This window comes from Buttiauxella brennerae ATCC 51605, from assembly GCF_001654925.1.
Classification (GTDB): domain Bacteria; phylum Pseudomonadota; class Gammaproteobacteria; order Enterobacterales; family Enterobacteriaceae; genus Buttiauxella; species Buttiauxella brennerae.
Window position 1 is genome coordinate 102,537 of the sequence record NZ_LXER01000035.1, and the last position, 25,105, is coordinate 127,641.

The following is a 25,105-nucleotide window of genomic DNA, read 5'->3' on the forward strand; positions in this document are numbered from 1 at the left end:
GTTTTTGGTGTCAAAAAACCTAATTTATCAACTTCGCGCGGTGTCTGGCGTTAGGGCTGGAAGAGCGGCGCGGCCTTATACAGAGGTTTTCCATGAAAAAGAATATTCACCCGAACTACGCAGAAATTACTGCAAACTGTTCTTGCGGTAATTCTATCAAGATTCGCTCTACCGTGGGTCATGATCTGAACCTGGACGTATGTGGCGAATGCCACCCGTTCTACACTGGCAAGCAGCGTGATGTTGCTACCGGTGGCCGCGTTGACCGCTTTAACAAGCGTTTCAGCGTTCCAGGCGCGAAGAAGTAATTTTTCGCTGCACGGTAAGAAAAAGGCGCCTAACGGCGCCTTTTTTGTATCTGTCACTTTCTTATAACCGCTAGCATTCGAGTTTCTGCAAGGCGGCAAATGAAAGAGTCCCCAGGAGCTTACACTAGTAAGTGACTGGGGCGATTGAGTGCAGCCAACGCCGCAGCAACTTGAAGGATAACGGTTAGAGCTAGTATTCCCACGTCTCTGGATCAATCCCCAGTTCGCGCATAATCACCTTCGCCGCTTCAGGAATCTCATCACTACGCTCTTTGCGCAGATCTGCATCGTTTGGCAACGGTTGGCCAGTAAACGCATGCAGGAAAGCCTCGCACAGGAGTTCACTGTTTGTTGCGTGACGCAAGTTATTCACCTGGCGACGGGTACGCTCATCGGTGAGGATTTTTAACACCTTCAGAGGAATGGATACCGTAATTTTCTTTACTTGCTCACTCTTCTTCCCGTGCTCAGCGTAAGGGCTGATATATTCGCCGCTCCATTCAGCCATGAGATACTTAATCCTCTTATCAATGTATATATGCTTCAGACGTCTGATACGCGGCCGAAGCGATTATCTGGTCGTAGTGTAAGCGTTTATTGATCCGCGGTCTGCGGTGCTATCACCCTAAAGCGTATAATTTTAACGGCTATTGCGCGTTTGCTCAATCTATACGCAAAGAAGTTTAGATGTCCAGATGTATTGACGTCTAACTCAGCAGTGTTTACTCTGGTGCCTGACCTTTATTCGACCAGCAAGGATTCGAGAGCCATGACGCGCAAACAGGCAACTATCGCAGTACGTAGCGGTTTGAACGATGACGAGCAATACGGCTGCGTTGTACCGCCAATCCATCTCTCCAGTACTTATAATTTCACCGGGTTTAACGAACCGCGCGCGCATGACTATTCGCGTCGTGGCAATCCTACGCGTGATGTCGTACAACGCGCACTGGCAGAACTGGAAGGCGGAGCGGGTGCTGTGCTGACGAATACCGGCATGTCAGCAATCCATCTGGTGACCACCGTTTACCTGAAGCCTGGCGATCTGCTGGTGGCTCCTCACGACTGTTACGGCGGCAGCTATCGTTTATTTGATAGCCTGGCAAAACGCGGCGCATATCGCGTTTTGTTTGTCGATCAAGGTGATGAAGCAGCATTGAGCGCGGCGCTTAACGAAAAACCTAAGCTGGTGCTGGTCGAAAGCCCAAGTAATCCCTTGTTACGAGTGGTAGATATTGCGAAAATCTGCGCCGCTGCGCGTGAAGCAGGGGCAATCAGTGTGGTGGATAACACCTTCCTGAGCCCGGCGTTGCAAAACCCGTTGGCATTGGGCGCGGACTTGGTTCTGCACTCATGTACTAAATATCTGAATGGACACTCCGATGTCGTTGCGGGTGTCGTGATTGCGAAAGACCCGGAAACCGTCACCGAACTTGCCTGGTGGGCAAATAACATTGGCGTAACCGGCAGTGCTTTCGACAGCTACTTGTTGCTGCGTGGCCTGCGTACGCTTTCACCTCGTATGGAAGTGGCGCAACGAAACGCTCAGGCGATTGTCGATTTCCTGAAAACGCAGCCGCTGGTGAAAAAGCTGTATCATCCTTCGCTGCCTGAAAACCAGGGCCATGAAATTGCGGCTCGTCAGCAAAAAGGTTTTGGCGCGATGCTGAGTTTTGAATTTAATGGCGACGAGCAAACGCTGCGTCGCTTCCTGAGTAGCCTGACTCTCTTCACGTTAGCGGAATCGCTGGGTGGGGTCGAAAGTTTGATTTCACATGCGGCGACGATGACCCATGCGGGCATGGCGCCTGAAGCGCGAGCTGCGGCGGGTATTTCTGACACCTTATTGCGCATTTCGACTGGCATTGAAGATAGCGAAGATTTAATTGCTGACCTGGAAAATGCATTCCAGGTGGCAAGAGAGGGGTAAGCATGAGTGTTTCAGCACCAGCAGCGGCGCCGGTTCGCCAACTGCATAAATTTGGTGGCAGTAGTCTGGCAGATGTGAAGTGTTACCTGCGCGTTGCGGGGATCATGGCCGAGTATTCTAAACCTGGCGACATGATGGTGGTTTCCGCCGCCGGTAGCACAACGAACCAGTTGATTAACTGGTTGAAATTGAGCCAAAGCGATCGTCTTTCTGCTCACCAGGTTCAACAAACTCTGCGTCGTTATCAGAGCGAGTTGATTGCGGGCCTCGTTGAGCCTGATGTTGCTGATGCTTTAATCAATCAGTTTATTCATGATCTTGAGCGTCTGGCGGGTTTGCTTGATGGCAAAATGACTGATGCTGTCTACGCCGAAGTCGTGGGCCATGGTGAAATTTGGTCTGCACGCCTGATGTCTGCGGTGCTGAATCAGTTAGGCCATCCAGCTGCATGGCTGGATGCGCGTGAGTTTATGCGTGCGGAACGTGCCGCTCAGCCGCAGGTGAACGAAGGTCTATCCTGGCCGCTGCTGCAAGAGCTTATGGCGCAGCACCCGAACAAACGCCTCGTGGTTACTGGCTTTATCTGCCGTAACGATGCAGGGGAAACGGTTCTGCTGGGCCGTAACGGTTCTGACTATTCCGCTACTCAGATTGGTGCACTGGCTGGGGTTTCCCGCGTGACCATCTGGAGTGACGTTGCCGGGGTTTACAGTGCTGACCCACGTAAAGTGAAAGATGCTTGTTTGCTGCCGTTGCTGCGTCTGGACGAAGCAAGCGAACTGGCTCGTCTGGCCGCGCCAGTTCTCCATGCGCGTACTTTGCAGCCAGTTTCCGGTAGCGATATCGATCTGCAATTGCGTTGTAGCTATTCCCCGGAGCAGGGTTCGACGCGCATCGAGCGCGTGCTGGCTTCTGGTACGGGCGCACGAATCGTCACCAGTCACGACGATATCTGCCTGATTGAACTTGAAGTCTCCCCGCAGAAAGATTTTAAACTGGCGCACAAAGAGCTGGATACGCTGTTAAAGCGTGCTCAGATTCGCCCGTTATCGATTGGCGTTCACCCCGATCGCAATCTGCTCCAGCTTTGTTACACCTCAGAAGTTGCGGGCAGCGTGCTGCAAACACTTCAGGATTCTGGCCTGCCGGGCGAATTGCGTCTGCGCGAAGGTCTGGCTTTGGTGGCGATGGTGGGTGCAGGCGTTTGCCGTAATCCACTGCATAGCCACCGTTTCTGGCAGCAACTGAAAGATCAGCCGGTTGAGTTTATCTGGCAGTCAGAAGATGGCATCAGCCTGGTTGCGGTGTTGCGTGTTGGCCCAACTGAAAACTTGATTCAGGGTCTGCATAAGTCACTGTTCCGCGCTGAAAAACGCATTGGCCTGGTGCTGTTCGGCAAAGGGAACATTGGTTCGCGTTGGCTGGAGCTTTTTGCCCGCGAGCAAGAAACGCTTTCCGCCCGTACGGGCTTTGAATTTATTCTGTCCGGCGTAGTCGATAGCAGCCGTAGTTTGCTCAATTATGAAGGTCTGGATGCCAGCCGTGCGCTCGCGTTCTTCAATGACGAAGCCGTAGAGCAAGACGAAGAAGCCTTATTCCAGTGGATGCGTTCGCATCCGTATGATGACCTGGTGGTTCTGGATGTGACGGCGAGCGAACAACTGGCCGATCAATACCTTGATTTTGCCAGCCACGGTTTCCATGTTATCAGCGCCAATAAAGTGGCTGGTGCCAGTAACAGTCAGAAATACCGTGAAATTCGCAACGCGTTTACTAAAACGGGTCGTCACTGGCTGTACAACGCCACGGTAGGCGCAGGCTTGCCGGTGAACCACACCGTTCGTGATTTGCGCGAAAGCGGTGATTCCATTCTGGCGATTAGCGGCATTTTCTCCGGCACACTTTCCTGGTTGTTCCTGCAGTTTGACGGCACTGTACCGTTTACCGAACTGGTGGATCAGGCATGGCAGCAAGGATTGACTGAACCCGATCCGCGCGTCGACCTCTCCGGGAAAGACGTGATGCGCAAGCTGGTGATCCTGGCTCGTGAAGCGGGTTATGACATCGAACCGGATCAGGTGCGTGTTGAGTCGCTGGTCACAAGCGGAAGTGAAACGGGTTCCATCGACCATTTCTTTGAAAATGGCGATGAGATCAATGAGCAAATGCTTCAGCGTTTTGAAGCAGCTCAGGAAATGGGTCTGCTGCTGCGTTATGTGGCGCGTTTCGATGCTAACGGTAAAGCGCGTGTCGGTGTTGAAGCGGTGCGCCCTGAGCATCCTCTGGCTTCACTGTTGCCGTGCGATAACGTGTTTGCCATCGAAAGCCGCTGGTATCGCGATAACCCGCTGGTTATTCGTGGGCCAGGTGCCGGGCGTGATGTCACAGCCGGTGCTATTCAGTCGGATCTCAATCGCTTAGCGCAGTTGTTGTAAATCGGGTTCGCCCTCATTCTGGTTTCCTCTTCTTACGGGGAGGAAGTCGGATGAGGGCGACCAGAACTCAACGTTTTTCCCTTCTCAAATCCCATCATGAAGAACTTTCAACTTGATTGAGAATTCCTCATTCCTTGTGTTGAATTATCAGTTGACGGCGTCATGCTTTTCCTTCATCTTGCTATCTGGACGTCTAAACGTCTGGATGTAGTAAAACACAACACCACATAATAAAATGCGATTGATGAGGTAAGGGTATGAGCTTTTTTCACGCCAACCAGCGGGAAGCACTAAATCAGAGTCTGGCCGAAGTTGCCGGGCAAATTAACGTTTCCTTTGAGTTTTTCCCGCCGCGCACCAGTGAAATGGAACAAACCCTGTGGAGCTCAATTGACCGCCTCAGCAGCCTGAAACCGAAATTTGTCTCCGTGACTTACGGTGCAAACTCTGGCGAACGTGACCGTACGCATAGCATCATCAAAGGTATTAAAGACCGTACAGGTCTGGAAGCTGCACCGCATCTGACTTGTATTGATGCCACTCCCGACGAGTTACGTACTATTGCGCAGGATTACTGGAATAGCGGTATCCGTCATATCGTCGCTCTGCGCGGTGACTTACCTCCAGGTGGTGGCAAGCCGGATATGTATGCCTCTGACCTGGTCACTTTGCTTAAAGAAGTCGGTGACTTTGATATTTCTGTCGCGGCTTACCCGGAAGTTCACCCGGAAGCGAAAAGTGCGCAGGCTGATTTGATTAACCTGAAGCGCAAGATTGATGCGGGTGCAAACCGCGCAATCACCCAGTTCTTCTTCGATGTAGAAAGTTACCTGCGCTTCCGTGACCGCTGCGCCGCTGCGGGTATCGACGTCGAAATCGTTCCAGGCATTTTGCCAGTGAGTAACTACAAGCAGGCGCATAAGTTTGCCACCATGACCAACGTGCGCGTTCCGCACTGGATGGCGCAAATGTTTGAAGGGCTGGATAACGATGCAGAAACTCGCAAAATGGTGGGTGCCAATATTGCGATGGATATGGTGAAAATCCTCAGCCGTGAAGGCGTGAAAGACTTCCATTTCTACACGCTTAACCGTGCCGAAATGAGCTACGCGATTTGCCACACCCTGGGTGTTCGCCCGGCAGTTTAATTTAGATAATGGCCCGCAAGGGCCATGACTTTGCCCTCTGGACTCACTCCCCCTCTCAATACCCATTTCATTTGTAATGTTAAGTTTTGAAAGTTTATGTTGCTGTCGACGTTTCTTCGAAAGACTTTTGCTATGTTGCTCATTAGCCGACAGGAAATAACTATCAAATCTGTAGTTTTTTTCATCTATAACTTATCTGCAGAGCTGTATATCCTGGTATTAAAATAATGAAGGGAGCAGGACGATGAGCACAAACGAAAACGATCATAATACGTTGTCAGCAGGAAAATGCCCGTTTCATCAGAGTAGCCCGGATGTGAGTGCGGGAGCCGGAACAAGTACGCGAGACTGGTGGCCGAAACAACTCCGTGTCGATCTTCTCAATCAGCACTCAAACCGCTCAAACCCCCTCGGTGAAGATTTTGATTACCGTAAAGAATTCAGCAAACTCGATTATTCCGCGCTGAAAGGCGATCTAAAAGCGCTACTAACAGATTCCCAACCATGGTGGCCTGCCGACTGGGGCAGCTACGCCGGGCTGTTTATTCGTATGGCCTGGCATGGTGCGGGTACTTATCGTTCCTTAGACGGGCGTGGCGGTGCAGGTCGTGGCCAACAACGTTTTGCTCCACTTAACTCCTGGCCGGATAACGTGAGCCTTGATAAAGCTCGCCGCCTGTTGTGGCCAATCAAACAGAAATACGGCCAGAAAATATCCTGGGCTGATTTGTATGTGCTGGCGGGTAACGTAGCGCTGGAAAACTCAGGCTTCCGTACCTTTGGTTTTGGTGCCGGGCGTGAAGACGTTTGGGAACCGGATCTCGATGTGAACTGGGGCGATGAAAAAGCCTGGCTGGCACACCGCGACCCTGAAGCGCTCGCCAAACGCCCACTAGCTGCCACCGAGATGGGGCTGATTTATGTTAACCCTGAAGGGCCAAATGCCAGCGGAGAACCGCTCTCGGCTGCCGCTGCTATTCGTGCCACTTTCGGCAATATGGGAATGAACGACGAAGAGACCGTGGCGCTTATCGCTGGTGGTCATACGTTGGGTAAAACCCACGGCGCGGCAGAAGCGACCCATGTAGGCGTTGATCCGGAAGCTGCACCTATTGAAGCGCAGGGCTTAGGCTGGACGAGCAGCCACGGTACGGGTGTCGGTGCCGATGCGATTACTTCTGGTCTGGAAGTCGTCTGGTCACAAACGCCAACACAGTGGAGTAATTACTTCTTCGAGAACTTGTTCAAATTCGAATGGGTCCAGACACGCAGCCCTGCTGGTGCAATTCAGTTTGAAGCAGTTGATGCTCCTGAAATCATTCCTGATCCGTTTGATCCATCGAAAAAACGTAAACCGACAATGTTGGTCACCGACCTGACGCTGCGCTTTGATCCGGAATTCGAGAAAATTTCACGCCGTTTCCTCAATGATCCGCAGGCTTTCAATGAAGCCTTTGCTCGCGCCTGGTTCAAGTTGACCCACCGCGATATGGGGCCAATTGCACGTTACATCGGCCCGGAAGTACCAAAAGAAGAACTGATTTGGCAAGACCCGCTGCCAAAAGCGACATTCAGCCCAACTCCGGCTGATATCGACCACCTGAAAGCGGAAATTGCCCATTCCGGCCTTTCGGTTAGCGAACTGATCTCTGTGGCCTGGGCGTCGGCGTCGACCTTCCGCGGTGGCGATAAACGTGGTGGGGCCAATGGCGCGAGACTGGCTTTGGCACCTCAGCGTAATTGGGATGTGAATGCTACAGCAGCCCGTGCATTGCCTGCATTGGAAGCGATTCAGAAAGCATCTGGTAAAGCATCACTGGCCGATATTATTGTGCTGGCGGGTGTCGTGGGTGTTGAACAGGCGGCAGAAGCGGCTGGTCTTAGCGTTCGTGTGCCGTTTATTCCAGGGCGTGTGGATGCCAGCCAGGATCAAACTGATATCGAGATGTTCAACCTGCTGGAACCTGCGGCAGATGGCTTCCGTAATTACCGTGCCCGTATGGGGACTTCAGCTACAGAATCTTTGCTGATTGATAAAGCGCAGCAACTGACGCTGACCGCTCCGGAACTCACGGTGTTGGTGGGTGGTTTACGTGTGCTGGGTGCGAATTTTGATGGTGGTAAACAAGGCGTATTTACCGAGCGCCTGGGTGTACTCAGTAACGATTTCTTTGTCAATCTGCTGGATATGGGCACGGAATGGAAGGCGACTGATGACTCTTCAGAACTATTTGAAGGCCGCTGCCGTCAAACTGGCGAAGTGAAACAGACTGCGACTCGCGCAGATCTGGTCTTCGGTTCAAACGCCGTTCTGCGTGCACTGGCTGAGGTCTATGCCTGTGGTGATGCAAAAGAGAAGTTTGTGAAAGACTTCGTTGCAGCCTGGGTGAAAGTAATGAATCTGGATCGTTTTGACCTGAAGTAAGTCGGTATCTGACATAAAAAACCCCGCTGACGCGGGGTTTTTTATGAAGCTTATTGACGGGCTTAACCAGTGTTACGCATACCTGCTGCAACACCTGCGATAGTCACCATCAATGCTTGTTCTACCTGCGCATTTGGCTCTTCACCTTTATCTTCCAACTGACGTGAACGATGCAGCAATTCAGCCTGCAACACGTTCAATGGGTCGGTGTAGATGTTACGCAGCTGGATGGACTCGGCAATCCATGGCAGGTCAGCCATCAGGTGTGAATCGTTGGCGATATCCAGAACCACTTTGATATCAGCTTCCAGTTGGTCACGCAGTTGTGTGCCGAGGCCCCACAGCTCTGGTTTCACCAGGCGCTGATCGTAGTATTCCGCAAGCCACAAGTCAGCTTTTGCAAACACCATTTCCAGCATGCCAAGGCGCGTAGAGAAGAATGGCCAGTCGCGGCACATGGTTTCCAGCACGTCTTGTTTGCCATCTTCGACCACTTTTTGTAGCGCAGCACCGGCACCCAGCCAGGCTGGCAGCATCAGGCGGTTTTGTGTCCAGGCGAAGATCCACGGAATGGCACGCAGAGATTCAACTCCACCGTTAGGTTTACGCTTCGCAGGGCGTGAGCCCAGCGGCAGTTTACCCAGTTCCAACTCTGGTGTTGCCGAACGGAAGTACGGCACGAAGTCTTCATTTTCGCGGATATATCCACGATACATATCACACGAGGTCACTGACAGATCCTCCATGATATGTTTCCACTCTTTTTTCGGCTCTGGCGGTGGCAACAGGTTGGCTTCCAGAATCGCGCTGGTGTAGAGCGACAGGCTGCTGATGGTGATTTCCGGCAGACCGTATTTAAAGCGAATCATCTCGCCTTGCTCGGTCACACGCAGACCACCTTTCAGGCTACCCGGCGGTTGAGAAAGCAGAGCTGCGTGCGCAGGCGCGCCGCCACGGCCGATAGAACCACCGCGTCCGTGGAACAGCGTCAGGGTGATTCCGGCTTTCTCGCAGGTTTTGATCAGTGCGTCCTGAGCCTGGTATTGCGCCCAGGATGCCGCCATCACGCCTGCATCTTTTGCCGAGTCAGAATAGCCAATCATGACCATCTGTTTGCCCTGAATAAAGCCGCGGTACCAGTCGATATTCAGCAACTGAGTCATGACGTCATCGGCGTTGTTCAGGTCGTCGAGTGTTTCAAACAGTGGCGCAACCGGCAGAGCGAAGGTGCAGCCAGCTTCTTTGAGTAGCAGATGAACGGCCAGCACGTCAGATGGGGTTTTCGCCATGGAAATAACGTAAGCGGCGATAGAACCACGCGGGGCTTCGGCAACCACTTTGCAGGTTTCCAGCACTTCGCGGGTGTCATCGCTCGGCTCCCACTGGCGTGGCAGAAGTGGGCGTTTTGAATTCAGTTCACGGATAAGGAACGCTTGTTTGTCTGCTTCCGACCAGCTTTCGTAATCGCCAATGCCCAGGTAGCGCGTCATTTCGCCGAGCGCTTCGGTATGACGAGTACTTTCCTGGCGAACATCAATACGCACTAGCGGCACGCCAAAACTCTTCACGCGGCGCAGGGTATCAAGCAACTGGCCGTTGGCGATAATGCCCATTCCGCACGCTTGCAGCGATTGGTAACACGCGTAGAGCGGGTCCCAAAGCTGTTCGTTTTGGGTTAACAAACCTTCAGGTTTTGGCAGGCGCTGGCCTTTCAGACGAGCTTCCAGCCAGGCTTGTGTCGCCAGTAATTGCTGACGAATGCCTTTCATAATGCAGCGATACGGTTCTTGTGCAGCGTCTGGGCCGGCCAGTTCACTCAGCTCTGGCGTGCATTCCACCATCGAGAGTTCGGAAATCAGCACCTGAATATCGCGCAGGAACAGGTCGGTTGCTTTCCAGCGGCTTAGCAGCAGAACGTGACGGGTAATATCCGCAGTCACGTTCGGGTTGCCGTCGCGGTCGCCGCCCATCCATGAAGTGAAACGTACCGGAACAAAATCGACCGGCAATTTGTAATTCAGGTTGTCTTCGAGTTGCTCGTTGAGCTCACGCAGGTAGTTTGGAACCCCTTCCCACAGGCTGTTTTCTACTACCGCAAAGCCCCATTTTGCTTCATCTACAGGGGAAGGGCGGTGCTTACGGATTTCATCGGTGTGCCATGCCTGAGCGACCAGTTGGCGCAAACGGCGCATAATCTGGTTGCGCTCATAATCGGCGATGTCGCTGTGGTCGAGTTGCTTGAGGCAGCTGTTTACTTCAACCAGTTTGTGAATCAGGGTGCGACGGGTGATTTCGGTTGGGTGTGCGGTCAGAACTAATTCCAGTGACAAAGACTCAACAGCATCACGAATGGCGGCTTCACTAAGGTCCGGCTGGTTTTTTAATTTTTGGAGTGTCTTAGCGATAACTTCGGGATTGCTGGCGGCTTCGCCATTGGCTGAAATGCTGTGATATTGCTCGGCGGTGTTGGCCAGATTCAAGAATTGGCTGAATGCACGGGCTACAGGGAGTAGTTCATCGTTCGACAGGTTCTGTAACGTGGTTAGCAGCTCCTGGCGGTTAGCCTCATTGCCAGCCCGTGAAGACTTTGACAATTTGCGGATTGTTTCTACGCGGTCAAGAATGTTTTCACCTAATGCATCCTTGATGGTATCCCCGAGCAACTTGCCGAGCATACTGACATTACTTCGCAAAGCGGAATACTGTTCGTTCATATGACCCCAGACACCCTATCCAATCTGATATGTAATTTAATTTCACCCGTGAAGGTTCAACACCGTCTTTATAAAGCCACGTAAGTCTTCATTCGTCAATTGCTACGAAATCGTTTCAGCAAACGAATAAATTGCGCTAATTCATGAAATTTAATTACTAACTTCGTGGATAAGCGTTTCTTATGAGGATCCGCTAAAAAGCAGCGTAAAAAGGGGGCAAAACCCCCTGAATCGCTATTTTTTAATGCCAACAAAAATGATGAATAACCTGGGTAATAAGTTTGCGCGTAGGCTCAATAAACCGCGTTTCGATGTATTCGTCTGGCTGGTGCGCCTGGTTGATAGAACCCGGGCCAAGAACCAGCGTTGGGCAAAGCGTCTGAATAAATGGCGCTTCGGTGCAGTAATTCACGACTTCGGTTTGCGCACCCAGCAGTTTCTCAACGACTTGTACTAACTGGTGGTCTTTGGCGCATTCATAGCCCGGAATTGGTGGGTGGAGCTCAGAAATCGTCAGGCGGCCAGGCCATTTTTGGCTAACCGGCTCAAGTGCTTCATTAAGCAAACCGTTAAGGTCGTTTAACGTAAGACCCGGCAGCGGGCGAATATCCATATGCAATTCACAACAGGCACAAATACGGTTGGCGGCATCGCCACCGCTGATATGACCGAGGTTTAGCGTTGGATACGGCACGGTGAAGGCATCATGGTGATAACGCTCTTTCAGGGTGTTCTTCAGCGACATGATATGGCCTATAGCATCGTGCATCAGCTCGATGGCATTCACACCGCGAGCAGGATCGCTGGAGTGACCGGACTGGCCAAGAATGCGAATCGCATTAGAGATATGGCCTTTATGCGCACGGACGGGCTGCAATGATGTCGGTTCGCCAATGATGGCGCAGTCCGGGCGAATATGGGTGGTCTCAGAGAAATAGCGAGCGCCCGTCATCGTCGTTTCTTCATCAGCTGTCGCCAGAATATAGAGTGGCTTTTTAAGCTGCGTCACATCCACATCGCGCAATGAATCAAGAATAAAGGCAAAGAAGCCTTTCATGTCGGCTGTGCCGAGACCGTACAGCTTGTTTTCGTGCTCGGTCAGCGTGAATGGGTCGCGTGTCCAGCGGCCATCATCAAACGGCACCGTATCGGTATGCCCTGCCAACAGTAAGCCACCGGCACCGTTTCCGGTACTCGCCAGCATATTGAATTTATTGCGCGTACCAGGAACCGATTGTACTTCAACATTGAAGCCCAGGTCGCGGAACCATCCAGCCAATAAATTGATTAAAGACTCATTGCTCTGATCCAACGCGCTGTCGGTGGCGCTGATGGAAGGAGTCGCGATCAACGCGCGGTAAATCTCGATAAAAGGAGGTAATTTCATCTTCACTGTTGACAGGCCTTAGCTCGGGTTGGTATACATAATCATGCATTTATATTGAATAAAAATACAATATTAACTGCCGTAAGGGAACCCCAGGTTCCGGTGGATTTAACCACGTAATTGCACGTTGGGTGATGGCTTACCAGCTGACACCTTTAGCAGACACAACCTAAGAAGGTGTACAGCCGAGATGTTGAATACGCTGATTGTTGGTGCCAGCGGTTATGCAGGCGCAGAGCTTGTGAACTATTTGAATCGCCATCCTCATATGAACATAACCGCTTTGACGGTTTCAGCGCAAAGTAATGACGCAGGAAAATTGATATCTGAATTGCATCCGCAATTAAAAGGTATTGTCGACATGCCGTTACAGGCGATGTCGGATATCAGCGAATTTACTGACGGCGTCGATGTGGTGTTCCTCGCCACGGCCCACGAAGTGAGTCACGATTTGGCACCACAATTCCTGGCAAAAGGCTGTGTCGTTATCGACCTTTCTGGTGCATTCCGCGTTAACGATGCTGAGTTCTATCAGCGCTATTACGGTTTTACCCATCAATATCCGGAACTGCTGGAGCAGGCGGTGTATGGCCTTGCTGAATGGCAGAGCGACAAACTGAAAGAAACCAGTTTGATCTCAGTCCCAGGTTGTTACCCGACGGCGGCGCAACTGGCGTTAAAACCGCTGATTGATGCCGGGTTGCTGGATTTGACGCAGTGGCCGGTGATTAACGCAACCAGTGGTGTCAGTGGTGCAGGGCGTAAGGCCGCGATTTCCAACAGTTTCTGCGAAGTCAGCCTGCAACCGTATGGCATTTTTAACCATCGCCATCATCCAGAAATTTCGACGCATCTTGGTACTCCGGTGATTTTCACACCTCACTTGGGCAATTTCCCGCGTGGGATTCTGGAAACCATCACCTGCCGCCTGAACGCGGGTGTGACGCAGCAACAAATCGCCGATGTTTTTAATCAGGCGTACCAGAATAAACCGTTAGTGCGCCTGTATGACAAAGGTGTGCCGGCACTGAAAAATGTGGTTGGGTTGCCATTCTGCGATATCGGTTTTGCGGTGCAGGGTGAGCATCTGATTGTCGTCGCCACGGAAGACAATCTTCTGAAAGGCGCATCAGCGCAGGCTGTGCAATGCCTGAATATTCGTTTTGGCTTTGCCGAAACGCAGTCTCTTATTTAATTGATGCCGGGTGACATGATGAATCCATTAATTATCAAATTAGGCGGCGTACTGCTCGATAGCGAAGAAGCGCTCGAGCGCCTGTTTACGGCGCTGGTGAACTATCGCGAATCCCACCAACGCCCGCTTGTGATTGTGCACGGTGGCGGTTGCCTGGTGGACGAGTTGATGAAAAAACTCTCATTGCCAGTGACAAAGAAAAACGGCCTGCGTGTTACGCCTGCTGACCAGATTGACATCATTACTGGTGCGCTGGCTGGGACGGCGAATAAAACCTTGTTGGCGTGGGCGAAAAAGCATGGCATCAATGGTGTGGGTCTTTGCCTCGGTGATGGTGACAGTGTGACGGTCACCAAACTGGATGAAGAACTGGGCCATGTGGGGCTTGCAAAACCGGGTTCGGCTAAGCTGATTACCACGCTTTTAGATTCTGGTTTCCTGCCGATTGTCAGCTCTATTGGCGTCACTGCCGAAGGTGAGTTGATGAACGTGAATGCTGACCAGGCGGCGACCGCTTTGGCCGCAACGCTTGGTGCAGATTTGATTCTGCTGTCAGATGTCAGCGGCATTCTGGATGGCAAAGGGCAGCGTATTGCAGAAATGACGGCGGCGAAAGCTGAGCAGTTAATCGCTCAGGGCATTATTACCGACGGCATGATAGTGAAAGTTAACGCGGCGCTGGATGCAGCACGCACGCTGGGTCGCCCGGTGGATATCGCATCCTGGCGTCACGCGGAGCAGTTACCATCATTATTTAACGGTGTAGCTATTGGCACCCGGATCTTAGCTTAATTTTAAAATAAGTTTTTGAAGGATAAGACAATGCAAAATCACGGCATCAAAAAAATCGTTCTCGCATACTCTGGCGGCCTTGATACTTCAGCCATCATTCCATGGCTGAAAGAAAACTACGGCGGCTGTGAAGTGGTCGCCTGTGTGGTGGATATCGGCCAGGACCGCGAAGACCTGAAAGGCGTTGAGCAAAAAGCACTGCGCTCCGGTGCAACTGAGTGCTACGTCGTCGATGCGCGTGAAGAGTTCATCAGTGATTACGTTTACCCGGTATTGCAGACCGGCGCACTGTACGAAGGCACCTATTTGCTGGGTACTTCTATGGCGCGTCCGCTTATCGCTAAAGCGCTGGTTGATGTGGCAAATAAAGTGGGCGCAGATGCGCTGTGCCACGGTGCGACCGGTAAAGGTAACGACCAGGTGCGTTTCGAATCAGCATGGGCGGCACTGGCACCACATCTGAAAGTGGTTGCGCCATGGCGTGAGTGGAACCTGCGTTCCCGTGAAGCACTGCTTGATTACCTGAAAGAGCGTGACATCCCAACTACCGCTTCTCTTGAGAAAATCTATAGCCGTGACGAAAACGCATGGCACATCTCTACCGAAGGCGGCGTGCTGGAAAGCCCGTGGAATGCACCGAACAAAGATTGCTGGGTCTGGACTGTTGATCCTAAAGAAGCACCAGATCAGGCTGAAGAAGTTACCGTTACGGTTAAGAAAGGCAAAGTCGTTGCCGTTAACGGCGAAGCGATGACGCCGTTCCAGTGCCTGGAAACGTTGAACAAGATTGGTTCTAAGCACGGCATCGGTCGTATTGATATCGTCGAAAACCGTCTGGTAGGGATTAAATCCCGTGGCTGCTACGAAACTCCAGGGGGCACCATTATGATGGCTGCACTGCGTGGCGTTGAGCAGCTGGTTCTGGATCGCGATAGCTTCAAATGGCGTGAACAACTGGGCCTGGAAATGTCCTACGTAGTTTATGACGGCCGTTGGTTCGCACCACTGCGTAAATCTCTGCAGGCATCTGCGGAATCGCTGGCAGAAGAAGTGAACGGTGAAGTGATTATTGAGCTGTATAAAGGCCATGTCACTGCGAAGCAGAAAAAGTCTCCGAACAGCCTGTATAGCGAAGAGTTCGCAACGTTCGGCGAAGACGAAGTGTATGACCACAGCCACGCGGGCGGCTTTATCCGTCTGTTCTCTTTGTCATCACGTATTCGTGCTTTAAACGAACTTAAGAAGTAATAGTTTAAATAATTACCCTCACCCTAACCCTCTCCCTGAGGGAGAGGGGATTGTCCGGTTTTCTCCCTCTCCTTAGGGAGAGGGTCGGGGTGAGGGGATCAAGATGAAAATTTAATGGAGCATCACTATGGCACTTTGGGGTGGACGTTTTACTCAGGCAGCAGATCAGCGGTTCAAATCGTTCAATGATTCATTACGCTTTGACTACCGACTGGCTGAACAAGACATTGTGGGTTCTGTCGCCTGGTCCAAAGCGCTGGTTACCGTGGGTGTTCTGACTGTTGCTGAGCAGGTCGAACTTGAGCAGGCATTGAATTTCCTGCTGGAAGAAGTGCAGGCCAATCCGCAGGCGATCCTTGAGAGCGATGCGGAAGATATTCACAGCTGGGTGGAAGGCAAACTCATCGACAAAGTCGGTGCGTTGGGTAAAAAACTCCACACTGGCCGTAGCCGTAATGACCAGGTCGCCACAGACCTTAAACTGTGGTGCAAAATGCAAATCAGTGAATTGTTGGGTGCGACTCGCCAACTGCAACATGCGCTGGTTGAAACCGCTGAAAATAACCAGGATGCAGTGATGCCGGGTTACACGCACCTGCAACGTGCGCAGCCGGTGACTTTTGCTCACTGGTGCCTGGCTTATGTTGAAATGCTGGCGCGTGATGAAAGCCGTTTGCAAAGTACCCTCGAGCGCCTCGACGTTAGCCCGCTGGGCAGCGGCGCACTGGCCGGTACAGCCTATGAAATCGACCGTGAACAACTGGCGGGTTGGTTAGGTTTTGCATCCGCAACGCGCAATAGCCTGGATAGCGTGTCCGATCGTGACCACGTGCTGGAACTGCTTTCTGATGCCTCTATCGGCATGGTTCACCTGTCGCGTTTCGCAGAAGACCTGATTTTCTTCAACACCGGTGAAGCCGGGTTTGTTGAGCTGTCTGACCGCGTGACCTCTGGCTCTTCCCTGATGCCACAAAAGAAAAACCCGGATGCGCTGGAGCTTATCCGTGGCAAATGTGGCCGTGTGCAGGGTGCGCTGACAGGCATGATGATGACCCTGAAAGGGCTGCCGCTGGCGTATAACAAAGACATGCAGGAAGACAAAGAAGGCCTGTTCGACGCGCTCGATACCTGGATGGATTGTTTGCATATGTCCGTGCTGGTGCTGGATGGTATTCAGGTTAAACGCCCGCGCTGCAAAGAAGCTGCCGAGCAGGGTTATGCCAACGCAACTGAGCTGGCTGATTACCTGGTAGCGAAAGGTGTACCTTTCCGTGAAGCGCACCATATTGTGGGTGAAGCGGTAGTCGAAGCGATTCGCCAGGGCAAAGCGCTGGAAGCATTGCCGCTTGCTGATTTGCAGAAATTCAGTGCCACAATCGGTGATGATGTTTATCCGATCCTCTCTTTGCAGTCTTGCCTGGATAAACGTGCAGCCAAAGGCGGCGTGTCTCCTCAGCAGGTAGCGCGAGCGATTGCGGACGCGAAGCAACGTCTGGTGTAGAAGCTTTGCCACATAAAATGAGCCTGGCCTTGTGTCGGGCTTTTTTGTTTTTAGCGGATAAAAAAAGAGCGGACATAATGTCCGCTAAATAACTCACGTTGGCTTCAGTTTTTCTTCGGAGATCAAGGGGTTTCCCCCTACGGCACAACCGGGTCATGGATGGTTTGTGCTGTTGATGTCTATTATTCATCATCAATGGTTGATAGGGATAATCGTTCGTTGCTATGATTTCTATCGCCATGGGCTATCATGGCGACGGAGGATAGAGAATGAATATTCGTGATCTAGAATACCTGGTGGCGCTGGCTGAACATCGTCACTTTCGTCGGGCAGCGGATGCCTGCCATGTCAGTCAGCCAACGCTGAGCGGTCAGATTCGCAAACTTGAAGATGAACTCGGCGTGATGTTGCTTGAACGCACCAGCCGTAAAGTGTTGTTCACTCAGGCGGGTTTGTTGCTGGTGGACCAGGCTCGCACTGTGCTGCGAGAAGTTAAAGTCCTTAAAGAGATGGCGAGTCAGCAGGGCGAGGCAATGTCCGGGCCGCTGCACATCGGCTTGATTCCAACCGTTGGGCCTTATTTGCTGCCGCAGATTATCCCGATGCTGCACAAAACTTTCCCCAAACTGGAAATGTACCTGCACGAGGCGCAGACCCATCATCTGTTAGCACAGCTTGATAGCGGGAAACTCGACTGTGCGATTCTCGCGCTGGTGAAAGAGAGCGAAGCCTTTATTGAAGTTCCGTTATTCGACGAGCCAATGAAGCTGGCGATTTACCAGGATCACCCATGGGCTGCGCGCGACCGCGTGCCGTTGTCAGATCTTGCCGGTGAAAAGCTGCTGATGTTGGAAGACGGGCACTGCCTGCGCGATCAGGCATTAGGTTTCTGTTTTCAAGCGGGAGCGGAAGAAGACACGCATTTCCGTGCAACCAGCCTTGAAACGCTGCGTAACATGGTGGCAGCAGGCAGCGGGATTACGTTGTTACCTGCGCTGGCTGTACCGAAAGAACGCGAGCGCGATGGTGTGGTCTATCTGCCATGTTATAAACCAGAACCGCGTCGTACTATCGGCCTGGTTTATCGTCCGGGTTCTCCACTGCGTGGTCGCTATGAGCAACTCGCTGAGGCCATCCGCACGCACATGGATGGCCATTTTGAGTCAGCGTCAGAACAAGCGGTTCAAGCCGTTTAACGCCGCTACCCGATAGGCTTCCGCCATGGTCGGGTAGTTAAAGGTGGTGTTAACAAAGTACTCAATTGTGTTGCCGCCACCTTTCTGCTCCATAATTGCCTGGCCGATGTGAATAATTTCGGCTGCACGCTCACCAAAGCAGTGGATCCCTAAAATCTCTTTCGTCTCACGATGGAAGAGAATTTTTAGCGTGCCCACATTCATGCCAACGATTTGCGCGCGCGCAAGGTGCTTGAACTGCGCCCGGCCCACTTCGTACGGCACTTTCATCGACGTTAACTGCTGTTCAGTTTTCCCGACGGAGCTGATTTCCGGAATGGTATAAATACCGGTCGGAATATCTTCAATCAGATGTGCTGTTGCTTCGCCTTTAACCATCGCCTGGGCCGCAATTCGGCCCTGATCATAAGCAGCTGAAGCCAGGCTTGGGTAACCAATCACATCGCCGACGGCATAAATATGCGGCTGTGCAGTCTGGTACATGCTGTTGACCTTTAACAGGCCACGGCCGTCAGCTTCCAGCCCGACATTTTCCAGTGACAATGAATCGGTATTACCGGTGCGCCCGTTCGCATAAAGCAGGCAGTCAGCTTTCACTTTTTTGCCAGACTTTAACGACACAATCACGCCATCTTCCACACCTTCGATATTCTCGAACTCTTCGTTATGGCGAATAACGACACCGCTGTTCCAGAAGTGGTAAGAAAGCGAGTCGGACATCTCTTGATCAAGAAATGCCAGCAAGCGGTCGCGGGTGTTAATCAAATCAACCTTGACGTTCATGCCACGGAAAATCGACGCGTACTCGCAACCAATCACCCCCGCGCCATAAATAATGACGTGGCGTGGTTCGTGGTGCAGGTTAAGAATGGAATCACTGTCATAGACACGAGGATGGCTGAAATCCACTTCTGGCGGGCGATAAGGGCGCGAACCACAAGCAATAATGAATTTCTCGGCGGTGATCATCTCCACCGAACCATCGTGGCATTCCAGCGAAATAGTATGTTCGTCGACAAAGCGTGCATCGCCCTGCAACATCTCGCAGCGGTTGCGCTCATAGAAGCTTTGGCGCATGCGGGTTTGTTGGTTAATCACGCTGTCTGCGTGGTTAAGAATATCGGCGAAGGAAGAACGGAGAAGATGGGTATGGTCGCTGTATAACGGGTTTTGATTAAATTCGATAATGCGGCTGACTGCGTGGCGCAGCGCCTTTGAGGGGATGGTTCCCCAGTGAGTGCAACCGCCACCCACGTTATGGTAGCGCTCAACAACCGCTACCCTTGCTCCAAGTTTCACCAGACCCATTGCAGCGCCTTCGCCGCCCGGGCCGGAACCAATTACTATTGCGTCATAATCGTAGGTGTGTGGCATGGTAAGGCTTACCTGTTCTTATACATAAAAGCAACACAATGGTAACATCAACAGCAGGATAACCCAATTATCCTTGTGCTTTTTGCGACGTTACGCGAGCAAGCTCGCGTAAACAATCATTCACAATCCTGTATAAATCCAGTTAAGTTATTCTCTGGTATAGTGCGAGTTCGACTTAAGGGATTCAGGCAAGATGATGGGTGTAAGAGCGCAACAAAAAGAAAAGACCAGGCGTTCTCTGGTAGAAGCCGCGTTTAGTCAGTTAAGTGCTGAACGGAGTTTTGCCAGCCTGAGTTTGCGTGAGGTCGCCCGTGAGGCAGGTATAGCGCCAACATCGTTTTATCGCCACTTCCGTGATGTTGATGAACTGGGTCTGACAATGGTCGATGAAAGCGGCCTGATGCTGCGCCAGTTAATGCGCCAGGCTCGCCAGCGAATTGCCAAAGGCGGGAGCGTAATTCGTACTTCTGTCTCAACATTTATGGAATTTATCGGTAATAATCCCAACGCATTTCGTTTGTTGTTACGTGAGCGTTCTGGAACGTCTGCCGCATTTCGTGCCGCTGTCGCCCGTGAAATTCAGCACTTCATTGCGGAACTTGCGGACTATCTGGAACTCGAAAATCGCATGCCGCGTAGTTTTACTGAAGCGCAGGCAGAAGCGATGGTTACGATTGTCTTTAGTGCTGGTGCCGAAGCGCTGGACGTTGATGCCGATCAGCGTCGTCAGCTTGAAGAGCGCCTGGTGCTGCAATTACGCATGATCTCTAAAGGTGCGTATTACTGGTATCGCCGGGAGCAGGAAAAAGTGGCATTAGCTCAAATATCAGCAGAGTGAAGGAAGAGCAATGAAACAGTTACAAGACAGAGGTACGCTCGTACTGGCGTTTATCGCAGGCCTTGCGATCAACGGGACATTTGCCGCAGTGTTTAGCTCGGTCGTGCCGTTTTCCATTTTCCCGATTATTGCGCTGGTGCTGACGGTTTACTGTCTGCATCAACGTTATCTGAACCGCACGATGCCCGTTGGCCTGCCTGGTATTGCTGCGGCGTGTTTTGTGCTGGGCGTGCTGCTCTATAGCGCGGTTGTGCGGGCTGAGTATCCGGCGATTGGCTCTAACTTCTTGCCTGCGGTGCTTTCAGTCGCATTGTTGTTCTGGATTGGTTTTAAAGTTCGTACGCGTAAAGCGCAGGTAACTGAATAGTACTCTGAGCCAGAAACAAAAACGGACGCCGAGGCGTCCGTTTTGCTATTTGCGTGTCAGCCACACGCCACATTCCATATGGTGCGTGTAGGGGAACTGGTCGAATAACGCCAGGCGCGACACGTTATGGGTTTCGCTCAGCGTTTCCAGGTTTTCGCACAGGGTTTGCGGGTTGCAAGAGATATAAAGGATGCGCGGATACGCCTGCACCATCTTCACGGTGTCTGCATCCAGGCCGCTGCGCGGTGGATCGACGAAAATGGTTTCGCACTGGTAGCTTTTCAGGTCGATACCTTTCAGGCGATTAAACTCGCGCACACCATTCATGGCCTGAGTAAAATCTTCAGCCGCCATTCGAATAATCTGTACGTTCTCAATTTCATTCGCTGCAATGTTGTACTGCGCCGCAGCAACAGACGGCTTGGCGATTTCAGTCGCCAGTACGCGATTAAAGTTGCGTGCCAGCGCCAGCGAGAAGTTACCGTTTCCACAGTACAGTTCCAGCAAATCGCCTTTGGAGCCTTGAGTCGCATCAAGCGCCCACTCCAGCATATGAACGTTCATCGCCGCATTTGGCTGAGTGAAGCTGTTCTCGACCTGGCGATAAATCATCTCTTTACCGGCAACGGTCAAACGCTCATCGATGAAATCCTGATCCAGCTCGATTTTGGTTTTGGTCGCACGGCCAATTAAATGAACGTTGAAACCCTGAGCGCGCAGATTGTCGCGCAGCGCTTCAGCGTGCAGTTGCCACTCTTCGCCCAATTTCCGGTGGTAAAGCATCGAGACAACCGCCTGGTTGCTCATCGTGGTCAGATAATCAATCTGGAAGAGCTTATGGCGCAGGGCGGGAATGTCACGCACGCCGTCAAGCATCGCTGGCATCAACGCATTGATGAGCGAGCTGGCTGCCGGGAAGGTGTTTACCCGAATGCGCTGCTTCGTCTCCTGGTCAAACATGATGTGGTACAGGTCGTCTTCATCGTGCCAGATGCGGAATTCAGCGCGCATCCGGTAATGGCTGACCGGTGAACGGAACACCTCCGGCGCAGGCGCTGCAAAAGGGGCCATCATGCTTTGCAAGCGGGCGACTTTTTCGGCCAGTTGCGCGTCGTAAAGTTCTATCGGGAGATGTTCTGGAGTCATAAGCGGCTACCTGTTAATAAAGTCAAACTACGCGGCGATTGTAGGGATTAGGCTCGTGATGTCCAGCGCTGTTGCATTTTGATGCTTATAGACAAGCTTATTAACAAAATCGTAGCATAGCGTTTCCGGCCTTTTTACATGAGTTAAAAGGGAACCCAGTGCAATTCTGGGGCTGACGCGCAGCGGTAAGGAATAGTGGGATGAATGCCATGTGCAGACACTGCTTATATAAGTGGGAAGTCATCATCCAGTTATCAAACACATCCAAGCCCGAAGACCTGCCGGTATACGTCGCAATCTGCATAACTATCGCGTGCTATCGGTTATGTCTGCGGCATCCTTGATTTAAAAGCGGATGCTTATTTAAATGAAGTTAAAAAAACTTTCGCTGCTTACGGCGTTGTCCGTAACGGCTTTTTCTGGCTGGGCGCAAGACAGCAATTCTGAAGAAAACTTGGTGGTGACGGCAAATCGTTTTCAGCAACCGGTTAATACTGTGTTGGCTCCGACTGATGTTGTTACCCGGGAAGATATCGACCAATGGCAGGCAAAATCGCTTAACGATGTGATGCGCCGTTTGCCAGGCGTGGATATTGTGCAGTATGGCGGTCTGGGCCAAAGCTCTTCTATGTTTGTCCGTGGCACGAGCGCTAGTCATATATTAGTGCTGGTGGATGGTATCCCGCTTGCACGCCCAGGCATTTCTAACTCTTCGGATGTCAGTCAAATCCCTATCTCTTTGGTACAGCGCGTGGAATTCATTCGTGGCCCGCGTTCAGCTGTATATGGCTCCGGTGCAATTGGTGGCGTGGTTAACATTATCACGCAGAGCGATGAAGAAAAGTCGCAGATCAATGCGGGTGTTGGCTCGAACAGCTATCAACAATATGATGGCACGCTGCGTCATCGCTTTGGCGATACAGTTGCAACAGTTTCTGGCGCATACGAAACCACCAAAGGTTTCAACGTTCAGCCACACTCAACTTACAGCGGTGATAACGATCGAGATGGTTACCGCAGCAAGAGTTATTGGGCCGGTCTTGAGCATAAGTTTAGCGATGAATTTGACGGCTTCTTCCGTACCTATGGCTACACCAACAACAGCGATTACGATTTAGGCGCGCCTCCTTATACTCCTGCATATAGTGCAGATGAGCATCAGCTTTATAACCAGAATTACGATGCGGGCCTGCGCTTCCATTCAGGGATCTATTCATCGCAGCTGTTGGCGAGCTATCAGAAAGTAAAAGACTACAACTATAGCAGCGAGTATGGCCGCTATAACGATGGTACAACACTCGACAATATGACTCAGCGTAACATTCAATGGGGCAACAACTTTGTCGTCGGGAATGGTTCGATAAGCGCAGGTGTGGACTGGCAGCAGCAGCGTCTGACTTCTTCAGACACCACAATGTCTGATACTTATAAACGCGATGACACGGGTGTTTACCTGAGTGGGCAGCAGCAGTTTGGTGATGTCACGTTAGAAGCCTCTGGTCGTGAAGACAATGACGAGCAGTTCGGCTGGCACGGCACATGGCAGACGGCAGCAGGTTGGGAATTTGTCGAAGGTTATCGCGCGACGGTTTCTTACGGCACCGGATTCCTGGCACCATCGCTTGGGCAGCAGTTTGGTTCCACACGTTTCGGCATCGACTCTAACCCGAACTTGAAGCCTGAAGAATCTAAGCAGTGGGAAGCGGGGCTTGAAGGGCTGACGGGGCCAGTGGACTGGCGCTTGTCGGCGTATCACTACACGATTGATAACCTGATTACCTACTATTCCGATCCAGTTACGTATGCGGGTGCATACGACAACATTAAGTCTGCGACCATCAAAGGGCTTGAATGGACGGGGAGCGTTGATACCGGCATCTTTACTCACAAAGTGACGCTGCAGTATATGGACCCGCGTGATGACCAGACTGATGAAGTGCTGGCCCGTCGTGCCAAGCGCCAGGCTAAGTATCAGCTTGATTGGGTCATGTTTAATCTGAACATGGATGTAGCGTGGCAGTACTACGGCAAACGCTATGACAACAACACCTCTGCTTATAATAATACTCAGCAAATTTTGCCGAGTTACAGCACAGTTGATGTCGCCGCTTCATATCCGGTCACCTCACATCTCACCGTTCGTGGTAGAATCGCCAACCTGTTCGATAAAGATTACGAGACGGTTTATGGCTATCAAACCCCAGGACGGGAATACTACCTCACTGGCAGCTATACCTTCTAATACACGTCCCACCGTACTGGTTTTTGACTCCGGTGTCGGTGGGCTTTCTGTGTATGACGAAGTCCGGCAGCTTTTGCCTGACCTGCACTATATATATGCCTTCGATAACGTGGCATTTCCCTATGGCGAGAAAAGCGAAGAGTTCATTGTTGAGCGCGTAGTTGAAATTGTTACTGCGGTTCAGGAACGTTACCCACTCGCGCTCGCCATCATCGCCTGTAATACGGCGAGTACCGTTTCGCTTCCTGCGCTACGTGAAAAATTCGCTTTCCCTGTCGTAGGCGTTGTCCCTGCGATTAAACCTGCTGCGCGTCTGACGACTAACGGTGTTGTCGGTTTGCTTGCAACGCGCGGTACGGTTCGCCGTCCTTATACGCACGAGCTGGTTGCGCGCTTTGCATCAGAATGCAAAATCGAAATGCTCGGTTCGGCAGAGCTGGTGGAGTTAGCAGAGGCCAAGTTACACGGGCACCCTGTCGAACTTGAAGAACTGCGTAAGATCCTTCGTCCATGGCTAAGAATGAAAGAGCCACCTGATACAGTTGTATTAGGCTGCACTCATTTCCCTCTATTAGAAGAAGAGCTACTGCAAGTCCTGCCGGAAGGCACCAGGCTGATTGATTCAGGAGCTGCAATTGCTCGCCGTACCGTATGGCTTTTAGAGCATGAATCTCCGAAAGCATTATCTTCTGATGAGAACATTGCATTCTGTATGGGGCTTACACCTGAGATTGCACAATTAACACCCGTTTTACAGCGTTATGGCTTCCCAAGGCTTGAAAAACTGGCTGTTTGTAGCGATTTTGAATAAAAAATCGACGGTTGAAATAAAAATTGAAAATAGGGGTTGTCAGCTTCC

The 25,105-nt window shown here is 51.7% G+C and carries 19 protein-coding genes and 1 riboswitch; of the genes, 14 read left to right on the forward strand and 5 right to left on the reverse strand.

Annotated features, from left to right (window positions below):
* Nucleotides 1-92: 92 nt before the first annotated feature.
* Nucleotides 93-308, forward strand: coding sequence for a 50S ribosomal protein L31 (gene rpmE, locus M975_RS19590; protein ID WP_034500060.1), 216 nt, complete (start codon nucleotides 93-95; stop codon nucleotides 306-308).
* Nucleotides 309-498: 190 nt separating this feature from the next.
* On the opposite strand, the gene metJ is transcribed toward rpmE, so the two are convergent.
* Complete coding sequence (metJ, locus tag M975_RS19595; protein ID WP_034461414.1) at nucleotides 499-816, reverse strand: met regulon transcriptional regulator MetJ; 318 nt, start codon at nucleotides 814-816, stop codon at nucleotides 499-501.
* Nucleotides 817-1,077: 261 nt separating this feature from the next.
* Between metJ and metB the strand changes: the two genes are divergently transcribed.
* The 4 genes from metB (at nucleotide 1,078) to katG (ending at nucleotide 8,246) form a co-directional block, all read left to right on the forward strand.
* Entirely contained in the window at nucleotides 1,078-2,238 is a 1,161-nt protein-coding gene (gene metB / locus M975_RS19600) for a cystathionine gamma-synthase (protein ID WP_064561540.1), read from the forward strand.
* A gap of 2 nt (nucleotides 2,239-2,240) precedes the next feature.
* On the forward strand, nucleotides 2,241-4,673 hold the full coding sequence (locus M975_RS19605) for a bifunctional aspartate kinase/homoserine dehydrogenase II (RefSeq protein ID WP_064561542.1): 2,433 nt from the start codon (nucleotides 2,241-2,243) through the stop codon (nucleotides 4,671-4,673).
* 257 nt (nucleotides 4,674-4,930) lie between these two features.
* Nucleotides 4,931-5,821, forward strand: coding sequence for a methylenetetrahydrofolate reductase (gene metF, locus M975_RS19610; RefSeq protein ID WP_064561544.1), 891 nt, complete (start codon nucleotides 4,931-4,933; stop codon nucleotides 5,819-5,821).
* A 244-nt stretch (nucleotides 5,822-6,065) separates the two neighbouring features.
* Entirely contained in the window at nucleotides 6,066-8,246 is a 2,181-nt protein-coding gene (gene katG / locus M975_RS19620) for a catalase/peroxidase HPI (RefSeq protein WP_064561547.1), read from the forward strand.
* Between the two features lie 62 nt (nucleotides 8,247-8,308).
* Here the strand turns inward: katG and ppc are convergent, their stop codons facing one another.
* Both ppc and argE read right to left on the reverse strand, forming a co-directional pair.
* A complete protein-coding gene (gene ppc / locus M975_RS19625) occupies nucleotides 8,309-10,960 on the reverse strand; it encodes a phosphoenolpyruvate carboxylase (RefSeq protein WP_064515102.1) in 2,652 nt (883 codons plus the stop codon).
* 241 nt (nucleotides 10,961-11,201) lie between these two features.
* Nucleotides 11,202-12,353, reverse strand: coding sequence for an acetylornithine deacetylase (gene argE / locus M975_RS19630; protein WP_064515104.1), 1,152 nt, complete (start codon nucleotides 12,351-12,353; stop codon nucleotides 11,202-11,204).
* Between the two features lie 184 nt (nucleotides 12,354-12,537).
* Here argE and argC point away from each other — a divergent pair, with 184 nt between their 5' ends.
* The 5 genes from argC to oxyR all read left to right on the forward strand — a co-directional run bounded on the left by argC (nucleotide 12,538) and on the right by oxyR (nucleotide 18,279).
* Complete coding sequence (gene argC / locus M975_RS19635) at nucleotides 12,538-13,542, forward strand: N-acetyl-gamma-glutamyl-phosphate reductase (RefSeq protein ID WP_064561549.1); 1,005 nt, start codon at nucleotides 12,538-12,540, stop codon at nucleotides 13,540-13,542.
* Nucleotides 13,543-13,557: 15 nt separating this feature from the next.
* Nucleotides 13,558-14,334 carry an acetylglutamate kinase gene (argB, locus tag M975_RS19640; protein ID WP_120066756.1) on the forward strand — a complete coding sequence of 259 codons (777 nt, stop codon included), beginning with the start codon at nucleotides 13,558-13,560 and terminating at the stop codon, nucleotides 14,332-14,334.
* A gap of 30 nt (nucleotides 14,335-14,364) precedes the next feature.
* Nucleotides 14,365-15,582: an argininosuccinate synthase gene (locus M975_RS19645; protein ID WP_064515111.1), complete on the forward strand. Its 1,218-nt coding sequence runs from the start codon at nucleotides 14,365-14,367 to the stop codon at nucleotides 15,580-15,582.
* 127 nt (nucleotides 15,583-15,709) lie between these two features.
* Nucleotides 15,710-17,083 carry an argininosuccinate lyase gene (gene argH, locus M975_RS19650; protein ID WP_064561551.1) on the forward strand — a complete coding sequence of 458 codons (1,374 nt, stop codon included), beginning with the start codon at nucleotides 15,710-15,712 and terminating at the stop codon, nucleotides 17,081-17,083.
* A gap of 269 nt (nucleotides 17,084-17,352) precedes the next feature.
* Complete coding sequence (gene oxyR / locus M975_RS19655) at nucleotides 17,353-18,279, forward strand: DNA-binding transcriptional regulator OxyR (RefSeq protein WP_064561553.1); 927 nt, start codon at nucleotides 17,353-17,355, stop codon at nucleotides 18,277-18,279.
* On the opposite strand, the gene sthA is transcribed toward oxyR, so the two are convergent.
* The gene (gene sthA, locus M975_RS19660) at nucleotides 18,253-19,653 is read right to left on the reverse strand and encodes a Si-specific NAD(P)(+) transhydrogenase (RefSeq protein WP_064561555.1); all 1,401 of its coding nucleotides are present in this window, start codon (nucleotides 19,651-19,653) and stop codon (nucleotides 18,253-18,255) included. The genes oxyR and sthA overlap by 27 nt on opposite strands.
* Nucleotides 19,654-19,846: 193 nt before the next feature.
* Between sthA and fabR the strand changes: the two genes are divergently transcribed.
* Nucleotides 19,847-20,491 carry an HTH-type transcriptional repressor FabR gene (gene fabR, locus M975_RS19665; protein WP_074388407.1) on the forward strand — a complete coding sequence of 215 codons (645 nt, stop codon included), beginning with the start codon at nucleotides 19,847-19,849 and terminating at the stop codon, nucleotides 20,489-20,491.
* A gap of 10 nt (nucleotides 20,492-20,501) precedes the next feature.
* Nucleotides 20,502-20,858, forward strand: coding sequence for a YijD family membrane protein (locus M975_RS19670; protein WP_064561561.1), 357 nt, complete (start codon nucleotides 20,502-20,504; stop codon nucleotides 20,856-20,858).
* A gap of 45 nt (nucleotides 20,859-20,903) precedes the next feature.
* On the opposite strand, the gene trmA is transcribed toward M975_RS19670, so the two are convergent.
* A complete protein-coding gene (gene trmA / locus M975_RS19675) occupies nucleotides 20,904-22,004 on the reverse strand; it encodes a tRNA (uridine(54)-C5)-methyltransferase TrmA (RefSeq protein WP_064561563.1) in 1,101 nt (366 codons plus the stop codon).
* A 109-nt stretch (nucleotides 22,005-22,113) separates the two neighbouring features.
* Nucleotides 22,114-22,304: riboswitch (cobalamin riboswitch) on the forward strand.
* A 67-nt stretch (nucleotides 22,305-22,371) separates the two neighbouring features.
* Here trmA and btuB point away from each other — a divergent pair.
* Nucleotides 22,372-24,246 (forward strand): TonB-dependent vitamin B12 receptor BtuB, encoded by a 1,875-nt coding sequence (btuB, locus tag M975_RS19680; protein ID WP_064561565.1) that lies wholly within the window; start codon nucleotides 22,372-22,374, stop codon nucleotides 24,244-24,246.
* Nucleotides 24,191-25,057: a glutamate racemase gene (gene murI / locus M975_RS19685; protein WP_074388408.1), complete on the forward strand. Its 867-nt coding sequence runs from the start codon at nucleotides 24,191-24,193 to the stop codon at nucleotides 25,055-25,057. The genes btuB and murI overlap by 56 nt, the downstream gene beginning before the upstream one ends.
* Nucleotides 25,058-25,105: the final 48 nt, after the last annotated feature.